Annotated in this window: 11 protein-coding genes and 1 pseudogene; all 12 read left to right on the top strand. The window is 40.7% G+C overall.

Features of this window, described 5'->3' with window-relative positions; all coding sequences use genetic code 11:
* Positions 1-16: 16 nt before the first annotated feature.
* Positions 17-1,120, top strand: coding sequence for a glycosyltransferase family 4 protein (locus tag FDF36_RS19985; RefSeq protein WP_220392532.1), 1,104 nt, complete (start codon positions 17-19; stop codon positions 1,118-1,120).
* A 23-nt stretch (positions 1,121-1,143) separates the two neighbouring features.
* Entirely contained in the window at positions 1,144-2,232 is a 1,089-nt protein-coding gene (locus FDF36_RS19990; RefSeq protein ID WP_220392533.1) for a glycosyltransferase family 4 protein, read from the top strand.
* Positions 2,233-2,250: 18 nt separating this feature from the next.
* Positions 2,251-3,339: a glycosyltransferase family 4 protein gene (locus tag FDF36_RS19995; protein ID WP_220392534.1), complete on the top strand. Its 1,089-nt coding sequence runs from the start codon at positions 2,251-2,253 to the stop codon at positions 3,337-3,339.
* 13 nt (positions 3,340-3,352) lie between these two features.
* The gene (locus FDF36_RS20000; protein ID WP_220392541.1) at positions 3,353-4,435 is read left to right on the top strand and encodes a glycosyltransferase family 4 protein; all 1,083 of its coding nucleotides are present in this window, start codon (positions 3,353-3,355) and stop codon (positions 4,433-4,435) included.
* 162 nt (positions 4,436-4,597) lie between these two features.
* Positions 4,598-5,317 (top strand): WecB/TagA/CpsF family glycosyltransferase, encoded by a 720-nt coding sequence (locus FDF36_RS20005; RefSeq protein ID WP_220392535.1) that lies wholly within the window; start codon positions 4,598-4,600, stop codon positions 5,315-5,317.
* 9 nt (positions 5,318-5,326) lie between these two features.
* The gene (locus FDF36_RS20010; protein ID WP_220392536.1) at positions 5,327-6,031 is read left to right on the top strand and encodes a YjbH domain-containing protein; all 705 of its coding nucleotides are present in this window, start codon (positions 5,327-5,329) and stop codon (positions 6,029-6,031) included.
* Between the two features lie 5 nt (positions 6,032-6,036).
* Positions 6,037-7,272 carry a YjbH domain-containing protein gene (locus tag FDF36_RS20015; protein ID WP_220392537.1) on the top strand — a complete coding sequence of 412 codons (1,236 nt, stop codon included), beginning with the start codon at positions 6,037-6,039 and terminating at the stop codon, positions 7,270-7,272.
* A 31-nt stretch (positions 7,273-7,303) separates the two neighbouring features.
* Positions 7,304-8,587 carry a carboxypeptidase-like regulatory domain-containing protein gene (locus tag FDF36_RS20020; RefSeq protein ID WP_220392538.1) on the top strand — a complete coding sequence of 428 codons (1,284 nt, stop codon included), beginning with the start codon at positions 7,304-7,306 and terminating at the stop codon, positions 8,585-8,587.
* A 43-nt stretch (positions 8,588-8,630) separates the two neighbouring features.
* Positions 8,631-9,206 (top strand): histidine kinase, encoded by a 576-nt coding sequence (locus FDF36_RS20025; RefSeq protein WP_032536099.1) that lies wholly within the window; start codon positions 8,631-8,633, stop codon positions 9,204-9,206.
* A gap of 122 nt (positions 9,207-9,328) precedes the next feature.
* Positions 9,329-9,841, top strand: a complete 513-nt coding sequence (porL, locus tag FDF36_RS20030; RefSeq protein WP_065739447.1) for a type IX secretion system motor protein PorL/GldL — start codon at positions 9,329-9,331, stop codon at positions 9,839-9,841.
* 9 nt (positions 9,842-9,850) lie between these two features.
* A complete protein-coding gene (gene porM / locus FDF36_RS20035; protein ID WP_220392539.1) occupies positions 9,851-11,170 on the top strand; it encodes a type IX secretion system motor protein PorM/GldM in 1,320 nt (439 codons plus the stop codon).
* Positions 11,171-11,178: 8 nt separating this feature from the next.
* A pseudogene (locus FDF36_RS20040) lies at positions 11,179-12,003 on the top strand (OmpA family protein); the annotation flags it as partial.
* Positions 12,004-12,127 lie beyond the last annotated feature (124 nt).

The raw sequence follows: 12,127 nt of genomic DNA on the forward strand, positions 1-12,127 counted from the left end.
GATCACTAAAATTTGAATGAAAAATATCCTGATAACATTTCTTTTCAAAGAAGGAGCCGGCCCGGTATTCACACTGGAAATGGCACGAGGGCTGGCATTGAACGGATGTAATATATATGTCGTTTTATCTCATAAAATATCAAACAGAATAGATTGGGAAACAGAAAAACTCTTTAAAGAAGTATACTTTATTGATACAGGTACACGAAAAACAGCCATACAAGCAAGCTTTAAATTTTTTTTGAAAGAAAAGCTTAAAATCAAATCGAGATATAAAAGTCTCCAATTTGATTACGCCATAAGCACTTTTTATCATCCATGGGCCAGTAGTATTTTAAAGTGTGTAAAAGCCAAAAGAATAACAATTTGCCACGACCCCATACACCATTCCGGAGTAAAGATATCAGAAAAGATATTGACATCTCACTATATAAAATCTTCCGATGAAATCATTGTTCTAACTCGCAGTTTTATTCCATTGGTAAAGAAAAACTTTGGATTCTCAGAAAAGCATATCCACTATATGCCACATGGCCGCATGAGTGAATATCGGAAAAAAGAAACGTTTCTTCCGTCTGACCACAGCTATATGGATAAGAAGACCATTAACTTTTTATTCTTTGGACGCATTGAAAAATACAAAGGAATACAGCTTTTAGCAAAAGCTTATAAAGAACTCGTGCAGACACCTCACCTTGATATAACCCTAACCATAGCAGGTAGTGGAAACTTTGCAGAATATAGAGAAGAATTCAGAAATATCCCAAATGTAACGATCATCAACAGGTATATACCGGATAACGAAATCGGTCAATATTTCAGCATACCCAACACGATCGTCGTACTTCCATATATTGACGCAAGCCAATCAGGAGTAATTCCGATAGCTTTGGAATATAACACGCCAATCATAGCAAGTGAAACGGGAGGATTAAAAGAACAATTAAATAATGGAGAGATAGGGATATTCTGCAAAGTGAACGATATCAACTCACTAAAAGAAAAAATGGCATGGTGCATACACAATCCGGGAAAACTTAAAGAAGAACGAAAAAAGATGGCATCGTATTTACATGAATTAGACTGGGAAGTAATCACCCGAATAATAATCAATATTTAATCTTCAACAACTTTAACAAGTATATGAGAATAGGTTATATTCATTTAGATTATGGAGAATGGACTAACGGCACATACAATGCACAAGAAATAGGATTGGCCCAAGCATTTGAAAGTTTAGGTCACAAAGTATACATCTTTTATTGGCTAAACAAACATGATTCTAAGTGTTTCTCAGAGGTAAATCTCACCTCTAACATTAAAAAAATATACCTACCCTATCGTTTTAGGATAGCCCATCACGCCATAGTTGACCTTGATTTACTCAGGTCTTATAAATTAGACATTTTACATCTGCAAACAGACAATCTACTATATGTGCCTGAAGCAATATATTATTGCATCAAAAAAAATATAAAGTATTATTGTTATATTGGTACAATCAAAAGTAGCAACCCTAATCCTATTATAAGAAAAATATTAGATAGAATCACCCTTAGAAATATCAAAGCATTAAAAAGAAGTTGTGTCTTCGCAAAAACTCCGGCTATGGCAAAAGAATTAATAGCACTTGGAGTTAAAAATACAATAGTTGCTCCTGTAGGTCTGGATCAAACAGTAATTCCCAAGGAAGAAAAGAGTAAAAACGATTTAATAAGTGATTTAAAGATATCCCAAAACAAAACATACATTCTGTGTGTGTGCGCATTAAGACATGACAAACATCCATTCGATATATTTAAACTGGCAGAGTTGCTGGATGAAAAATTTTGCATTATTTATATAGGAGGAAACGGACCTTTGAGAGAGAACTTTATAAATAAGTTATCAGAGAAAGAAAGCTATAATAAAATAAAATATGTGGGGGCTATTCCCAATGCACTAATTCATTCGTACTATAGAATAGCAGATTATGTAGTAAACTTCAATCCTAATGAAATATTCGGAATGGCCATTTTGGAGGCAATGTATCATAATTGCAATGTTATAGCCATAAAAGCTCCTGGACCGGAATGTATTATAGAAAATAAGGTTTCAGGATTCATTGTTAATTCTGTAGAAGAAATGAGTAATATCATTATCAATAGACAGAAGGTAGAAAATGCACGGCAAAGAGTCATGACTAACTTTACTTGGAAAAAGACTGCCTCAACAATTTTAGAGCAACTATAATTCTAACTTTTCGACAGCATGATTGTATTTCAGATTATTTCATCTTTTGATCTCGGAGGTGCCGAAAGAGTAGCAATCAATATTACAAAATCCCCAAATCCAAACTTTAAATACCACTTGTTTGAAGTTGTAAAAGGACACTCCGATTTCTCTATATCTCTTAAAAAAGAGTTTAAAGAAAATGGTATACCATATCATTGCTCTCCTTTCAAAAACAGAAAAATAGCAATCTGTTTCTTTTGGATATGGTTCATCTGGTACTATATAAAATACTCTCCAAACATCATACACGCACACACGGAAACACCAGATCTATCACTTTGGATATTTAGGAAAATAGCATGGCTTTGCTTTTGGATTAACCCTAACTACATAAGAACAATACACAATACAAAGCTATGGAATGAATGGGAAAAAATAGGGAATATAGTAGAAAAATATTATATAAAGCACCAAAGTAATATTGCAATCTCCACGTCCACCAGAGACTGCTATACTCGCTGTTACGGGGGAGAACAGCCACCAATCATTTATAATGGTATAGATGAAATACCTCAAAAAAAGTTTCAAGTAATCAAACCAACACAGATTAATATTCTATTTGCCGGAAGATTAGAATACCAAAAGGGAGTAGACCAAATGATTGCAGTAGTCAGTGCACTCAAGGATGATTCAAGATTTTACTTTCATGTGGTAGGGAGTGGAGCTATGGAACCTAAAGTAATAACAGCTTTTAAAGGATTAACCAATGTAACAGTATATCAAAAAGTATTCGGACTGGCTCAGTACATCGGTTCATTTGATTACTTATTTATGCCTTCTAACCACGAAGGTCTGGCTCTTATGCCTATAGAAGCCAGCTTAGCATATACCCCCACAATCATAAATAACTGCCCCGGACTAAAAGATACACTACCGGAAGATTGGCCATTAAGTGTAAACAATAATTCCATTCCTGGATTTATTGAACTTATCTCAAAGAAACTGGATAAACACAATTACGAGGAACTGGCAAAAAATGCCCATAGATTTGCTATCGAACGTTTTTCTTTAAATATGATGCAAAAGAAATATGAAGAACTCTACAGAAACCGGCAAAAGAAATAAAATACTTTTCATCATGCACATGCCTCCCCCGGTCCATGGCGCATCAATGATGGGAAAATATATCCATGACAGCAAACTGATCAACCAAACATTTGACTGCCGATATATCAATCTGACATTGGCAAAAGATTTATCGGATATTGGGAAAGGAGGTTTCTCTAAATTATGGAATTTTCTAAGGCAGATGAAACATATCGCATCTACTGTCCACAAAGAAAAACCCCAATTATGCTATGTAACCCCCAATGCCAAAGGAGGTGCTTTCTACAAAGATTTTGTAGTGGTGATGTTACTCAAAGCTATGGGACAAAACGTAATTGCGCATTATCATAATAAAGGAGTAGCGACACGGCAAGACAGGGTATTGGATAACTTTTTATACAAACATTTTTTTAAGAATCAAAAAGTTATATTGCTGGCAAAAGCTTTGTACAAAGATATAGAGAAATATGTAGCCCCAAAAGATGTGTATATATGTCCGAATGGAATCCCAGAAAGTTATTCTCTACCGAAACCACTCTCTAAGAAACAAGAGTCTTGCAAGATACTCTTCTTATCGAACATGATGGTAGAAAAAGGAATATGGGATTTACTGGAGGCTTGCAGAATACTTAAAGAAAAAGAAAAGGAATTTCATTGTGACTTCGTAGGCAAATGGAGTGATATAGATTCCCCAACATTTCATAAAAGAATCCAAAAATATGGATTGGAAGATTATGTAACAACCCACGGTCCCCAATATGGAACTGAAAAAGAGAAGTATCTACGAGAAGCAGATTTATTTGTTTTCCCGACTTACTACAATAATGAATGTTTTCCTCTTGTCCTGCTTGAAGCAATGGAATATAGTTTACCATGTATCAGTACCAACGAAGGAGGAATCACTGACATCATAGAAGATAGTAAAACCGGCTATATTGTTGAGAAACAAAATCCCCTAATTTTGGCTCAACAAATAGAATATTTATTAGATCATCCGGAATTGCGAAAACAAATGGGGCAAGCCGGAAAAAATAAGTTTCAAAAAGAGTTCACATTAGAAAAATTTGAAGAGAGAATGAAAGCTATTTTAGAAGAAGCTATCTATACCAAATAATAAGACGCAGTGCACAGATATCTTTTTTCAATAAAATTTTTCTCTTTATCCGAAAAAGCATACCTTTGCAAAGAAATTCTTACCACATCATTCGAAAGCCTGTTCTTCGTGACAGGTAACAGCGTAGCGTACTTATAACCACCCATTCCTTTTTCACAAAACATGTTGAAGCTTAAAACAGTTTCACTCCTGAAGCACAGGAGCGACTTATCGGTATTGCCTGAAGGTAAATTATTGATAAACACGATTAATGCCCATTCATATAATACGGTGCTGAAAGATGATGAATTTGCAGAAGCCTTGCTCAAAGGCGGAGCACTGATTCCGGACGGAGCAAGCATAGTGCTGGCTTTCAGATGGCTCCGGAAAGAGAGCATAGAACGTACCGCCGGATGGGATCTTTTTGAATATGAAATGGGGCGATTGAACCGGAAAGGAGGTATTTGCTACTTTCTGGGAAGCAACGGAAATACACTTAAGCTGATCAAAGAAAAAGCTAAAACCATATATCCGAATATTCAAGTCAAGGCTTACTCCCCTCCCTACAAACCGGAGTTTACACAAGAAGAAAACCGAATGATGATAGATGCCGTAAATGCGGTAAAGCCGGACCTATTATGGATAGGCATGACGGCTCCCAAACAAGAGAAATGGGCATATGCGCATCTGGATGAACTGGAGGTGAACGGACACATAGGAACCATCGGAGCGGTATTCGACTTCTTTGCGGGTACGGTGGAACGTGCTCCGGTCTGGTGGCAGGAGCACGGACTGGAATGGCTGTATCGCCTGATCAAAGAGCCTAAACGGATGTGGCGCCGGTATATCATCGGAAATGCCCTGTTCCTGTGGAACATCACCAAAGAAAAATTCTCCATATAACATAAATCAATGAGGTTAAAAAGAGCAGTATTAACAGTCTGTGTAATGGTGATGGCATCGGGAATCAAGGCACAGTACACCATGGGGACAACGGGAATGATGAACATTCCGACCGCCGAGATGCAGCAGACGGGAACGTTTATGATCGGTGGCAACTACTTGCCCAAAGAACTGAATCCGTTTCAATATAATTCCGGAAACTATTTCGTGAACATCACTTTCTTTTCATTCTTAGAATTGAATTACCGTTGCATCTTGCTGAAAAGTGACTATATGGCTAAAAAGCCCAAATTTAATCAGCAGGACAGGTCTTTATCGGTCAGGATACGTCCGTTGAAAGAAGGTAAATATTGGCCGGCAGTTGTCATTGGAAGTAACGATCCGTTCAAAGACAAGGGTTATAATTATTTCGCGTCCGTATACGGAGTGGTTACAAAGAACTTTATGATAGGCGAACATCGACTGGCAGCAACCGTAGGTTACTATCACCCATTGAGTAAAGACAAGTATATCTTACAGGACGGCATATTCGGCGGCCTCAGTTATACTCCCTCCTTTTGCAAACCACTGTCCGTCATGGCCGAGTATGACTCCGACGGATTCAACGTAGGAGCAGCAGCCAAATTGTGGAAACATCTCTCGCTGAATGTATTTACCCGGGAGTTTAAATGTATTTCTGCCGGAATACGATATGAATGCGTTTTAATCCATTAATCCGTATGAAGAAGAAATTGATAATTATAATCGGCCTGCTCCTCTCCTGCCCTGTCATGATTCATGCGCAAGTGGCCCGTAAACTCAGGGAGCTGGGTCTGGAGAATATCCGGACAGCCGAAGCCGGGGGAACAACCATCGCTGCTTTTGAGGACAATGTATATAGGGGAACTTATCGCGGAATAGGAAAAGCGATTGTCACCGGAATGGAAGGCATAAGTAACGGAAACCTGGAACTGGTGGCGCTGGACGGAAACGGCATTCCCCAACTGAGTATCTGTCTGCCGGATACATTGATAACCGGTTACAAGGCCGGTAAGATAACACTGAAAGAGGTATACGAACGAATGGAGCTGAGTTACAGCACCGACCGTCCCATGCGGTTATTGAAGGAAAGCACAGAAGTGATCAACCGCTCGGCATGGAAAGCGGACATCGTCCTATATCCGGAAGTGTCTTTAGAGAACTCGACTTTTGAGAAATTATATTCATATACGGTGAATCTGTCTCCTGCCGTGGAAATGGCTTTATGGAAAGGAGCAGAAGCAACAGCACAGGTGGTTTTCCCCATCGTAACCAATATGAAAGGGGAATACCGGAAGATACGGCCGGGGGTGATGACACTCTCACAGGAGATAAGGTTCCGTAACAACTTTCTGGGACGTATCGTGATAGGTAACTTTACCAATCACCGGATCGGCGCACAGGCGGAAGTGAAATACCGCACCGGGAACGGACGGGTGGAACTGGGCGCACAGATAGGAACAACCGGATATTCGGCCATCACAGACGAGGGATGGTATATCGGGACAAGGCAACGCATCAATGCGGCAGTGAAAGGCTCGCTCTATGTTCCGCAATTCAATGTCCAGTTGGATTTACAGGCCGGAAGGTATCTATACGGCGACTACGGGGTAAGAGGTGACTGCACACGCCACTTCGGAGAATATGCCGTGGGAGTATACGCCATGTACGTAGAAGGAGAGATCAACGGGGGCTTTCATTTTGCCATCCCGTTGCCCGGAAAGAAATGGAACCGGAACCATACCATAAGAATCAAGCCGGCCGAATTCTTTGCAGCCGAATACAGCATGGTGTCATGGGGTGAGTATGCCGACAGGAAAATGGGATATACCTATCAGACACGCCCGGCAGAGAACCGGGGCAGCGGATACTTCCAACCGGAATATATACGTTACTTCCTGATCAGAAGTATCGAAAAAGAAAAAAACAAAAAATAGTTTTAATATTTTCTTAATGACAAAAATGATTATGAAAAAGAGTGACTTATTTAAGATAGGTGTGTTGCTGCTGGCAACCACCTTGGGAACATCCGGATGCTCTTTCGGTGAAGACGAGAAGAAGCCGGAAATAGTAGTGGATCCTGCCGAGAAAACGATAGAGTACTACATCGCAGGCAAGGTTACCGAAGGAAGTACTGCTCTGCCCGGTGTGGAAGTAAAAGCAGGCGAGGCTACAGCTACCACAGATGCAGAAGGAGCATACAAACTGACGGTAGACAGTAAGAAAGCATATACCGTTACTTTTACAAAGGAGGGATACCTGAGTATAGATAATGCACAGGCAACCATTGCAGACAATGCGGAGAACCGCAGCATGGTGAACTTAAGCGTAAAACTAAGCAAGCAGAGTCCCGCCAAGGAAATAGATGCCGAAGCAACAGAAGAAATAATTGTAACAGACAAAGGGCACAGTGACATGACAAAGGCGGAAGCAGCCGTAATTGTCCCTCCTGGAGCGATTGAAACAACAACCAACGTGAGCATCACTCCTTATGAAGAGCCTGCAGCCGCCACAACTACCGTGACAACAGGAACAGTGGAAACTCCGGTGGCTATTGCCAATATCGAAGTGGCAACAACGGAGGCCGTGACACTTGCCAAACCGGTCACGCTGGCAGTGGTGAACAAAGCCTCGGAGAATGCCACATTTGAGGACGTGGAAGTGTACAACCAGAAGGTGACAACAAGAGCTGGAGAAAGCTGGGACAAAGTGGCTGATGCTGCTTATGACCGGGCTACGAATAGCTATACATTTACATTACCCGCTGGAGCATCATTGTCCGGCAAGTATTCAATGCGTATCAAAAGTAGCAAGACTACCGGTTCTGAACAGATAGGCGAGACAAACAAAGAGGAGAAAAAGAGTAACGAAGGGAATATGACAGCCATCCCTGAATATAAAATCAACTTTGAGGCAACAGCCGGATGGGAATACACGGTGACTCCGGAAACAGCATTAGCCAATGCCGGTGTAAACGCCACGGATGCAAAAGGAATGGCATCTATGATCAACAGTGCCATCGAAGCGCAAGAAGGCACAACAGGCACTTATAAAGTGAACCATGAACTGGTGGCCGGTATCAGCGGTAACCATATTCTGTATTACCTGAACCAGGCCAAATATTGCGAAAAGAAATACACGTTCAAAATCAGTGGCGGAAGAACTGTAACGATTACTCTGAAATTTTATACGGGAATGAAGATAACTTACACGAATGTGGAAGCAAGCCAGCACTCGGGAGGTAAAGTTTAAAATCTATCCTGTAAACACCATTCTTTTAATAAATAACTAAATTATGAAGCTGAATAATATAAAAACAGTATTGCTCTTGGTAGGATTGCTGATGGCATTCGGAAATATGAAAGCACAGGACAATCCGTTCAAACCGGAGTGGTTTGTGTCGGGAGGTATAAATGGACTATCGGCTTTAAACGGTTCGGCAAGCAACATGCTGGGAGGTAAAGTATCCGGTGGAGTGTGGTTAAACAAGATTATCGGTCTGCGTGTCAACGCAGAGGCCGGTAATGTGTGGCTGAAAGGCGGATACAACGCTGTAACGGCAGGTGCCGGAGCAGACATCATGGTGAGCTTGATGAAGAACTATACAAATGAAGACAGCAAGTTCCGGCTGAATGCGATTTTCGGACTGGGATACAACTACTATTCATTTGATAACGACTTTCCGAATTTATCGAAAACGAATACGATAAGCGGTAATTTCTCTCTGCAGGCTGCCTTCAAACTGAACTCGAAACTAAGTGTCTTTGCAGAACCGGGAATTAAAATCAGCACCAAGTTCTATGATGTGGAAAATAAGGATGATGTGTTTGCCGCCGGCATGATGACCGTAGGCGTAATATACAAATTCTAATAACTCAGAGATTCTCCACAGAATACACTGATTGGCAGCGGTCATTTTTATACCGATAAAAGAAATGATCAACCAGGTAAAAATCGGTACACTCTGTGGAGAATTCAAAAACGGATTGACTAATGAAATTAAGTAAATTCTTATCGAGCAGAACAGGAAAACGTTTCTATAACCTCTGTTATTGTTGGGGAGCCTGTCTTGTAATTCTGGGAGCTGTATTCAAAATAGCTCACATGCCTTATGATAATCTGTTATTGATGATCGGATTATTTACGGAAGTATTCATTTTCTTCATTTCCGGATTTGATGAACCGGCAAGAGAGTACAAATGGGAAAGAGTGTTTCCGTTATTGAATGACAAAAACGCAAACATAAATCCGAACACGGGAGTAGCAGACACGCTGGTGACGGAAAAGTACCTGCAGCAACTGAAAAGATTGGAAAGCAACATCGGAAAACTCAATGAAACATACGAAGCACAGATTAAAGGCATGACCGAACATGCCAGGTCGTTGAACGATATGAATTCGGAAGAGTTGAAAAAAGAGATGGAAAAAATGGCAGCATACATTGAATTGCTTAACAAACAATACAGTCAGATGCTGAATGCCATGAACGTGAAAACAGGGAAATAACAGAAACACATGGCTAAATATACATTACCGCCAAGACAAAAAATGATAAACCTGCTGTATGTGGTGCTGATTGCCATGCTGGCTATCAATATATCATCGGATGTCTTGGAAGGATATGGACTGATGAATAATGATTATCTTCCACAAATAGAGCAGTTGGAAGAATATAACCGGACTTTACTGGAACGAATCAACAACAGCCGGAATGACCAGGCAACCTTATCAGCACAGAGCATAGACGCAACAGCAGAGAAGCTGATGGGCACACTGGAAGAACTGAAAGAAGATATTGCCCGGAAAGCGGACAAAGAAAAATATGAAACGGGAAAACTGAAGGCTAAAGACGACCTGAATGCTGTGCCGGAAGTATTCCTGTCGGTGACCGGAAGTAAAGGCAAAATGCTCAGGCTCTCACTGGAAGCATTCAAAGCGGAGACGCTGTCACTGATTAAAAATGAATCACACCGGAAACTGGTCGGCACTTATCTGGATACGGAAGGACCGGGCAAGGGCATTTCCTGGGAAAAAGAGACGTTCTCCTATCTCCCTGCCATCGGTGGAGTGACATTCATCAACAAAATACAGGAAGAGGTGCTGCTGTGTGTAAACGAAGCATACCGGTCATTGCTGTATGAAGAAGCGGAAGACGGAAAAGGCGGAGCCTTTGTGTTCATCAATGAAGACCAGATGATAGTAAATAGAGACGGAACGGTAGATCTGCCTGTAGTACAGATTACACCCACCTTAACAAGTATCTTGTATACCGACTATGAAAACCCGTTAAATATACTGACTGCGGGAATCCCATTCAACGAGGTGACATTCAATATGACTAATGGAAAGATACTTAAAAGAGGAAATCAATGCATCGCCGTTCCCAATGAAAAAGCACAGACAGCAACCATAACCGCCACACAGATAAAAAACGGAGTGGCAAGACAACTGGCCGAGTATCGATATACCGTAAAGGCATTGCCCGATCCGACACCCTATATCCTCTGTACGGATGACAATGGAAATACAGTGCAATACCGGGGAAATGTACCCATTAACAAACGGCTGGTATCCAACATGACACAATTGGGGGCTTCAATCAGTGATGGTCCGAAAGCCAACTACGAGATTAACAGTTTTGAAATGGTATTGATTAAAGGAAACAGTAAAGCGGTAACTTCAATAACCAACACCGGAAACAAGTTCTCGGCCAGGCAAATGGAATTGATCAGACAGTTGGAAAAAGGAGATAAACTCTATATCACTTCAATTGTCGTGACCGGTCCGGGAAACAAAAAGAAACAGATTGCATCAATAAATGTCGTATTAATATAACAACAACCATGACAGGTATATTGGGATTGAAACAAAATAAATGGATCGTTGGGGCAGCACTGCTACTGACAACTTGTAACTTACAGGCACAGGAACAGCCAAACGTCAAGGAAAAGTTTGAAAAAGGTAATTGGTTTGTATCGGGTGCTCTGAATGGAGAATGGATGACCAAGACTATCGGTAACGTGTATGCAGGCGGCAAAGTCTCCGGAGGAGTATATCTGACACCTTTCTCGGGCTTCAGAGCCACTGCGGAGATTGGTAAGAACCGGATAGAAAATAATGCAGAGGCCACACAACTCAGCGCAAACCTGGATTATATGCTGACTCTGATAGGAAATAATGGATTCAAAAGATTCAACCTGACGGCTATTTTAGGTGCCGGTTTCAACTATTATGACTTTGGAGACAATGACCCGAAATACACAAGAGTAAACACTATTTCGGGGAACTTCTCAATTCAGGCTTCGTATAATGTAAACAGAAAGTTCAGTGTATTTATAGAACCGGGATTGAAGATTTTACCCAAATACTACAACAAGGAACTGAACAACAAAATTTATATGCAAAGCAACCTGACAATCGGACTTGCATATACTTTCAGAGATAAATATCGGAAGAGTATAGATAACAGTACCCAATCACTCTATATGCCGGAAACGGATCTACTGGAAATAAAGCAGAAAGTAGGGATACTTTGTGAAGAGGTAATGCAAATGAAACAGGAATTAAAGGAACGCCGGAAGATAATGGATGGCCAGAACTTAATGATTGTTCCGCAAAAAGATGCACTCTCCATCGACATCATGTTCGATGAATTCAGTTCATTCGTTGTGGCGCGCAAATTTGCGCGGCACAATTTTAGGTAATTTAGTATATCCCACCCCAGCATCGAAGATGCTTCACTTTCCTTAACTCTTTTTACGTGCCCATATCCTGTTTTTGATCACTAAAAAT

Source organism: Bacteroides fragilis, from assembly GCF_019583405.1.
Lineage (GTDB): Bacteria > Bacteroidota > Bacteroidia > Bacteroidales > Bacteroidaceae > Bacteroides > Bacteroides fragilis_B.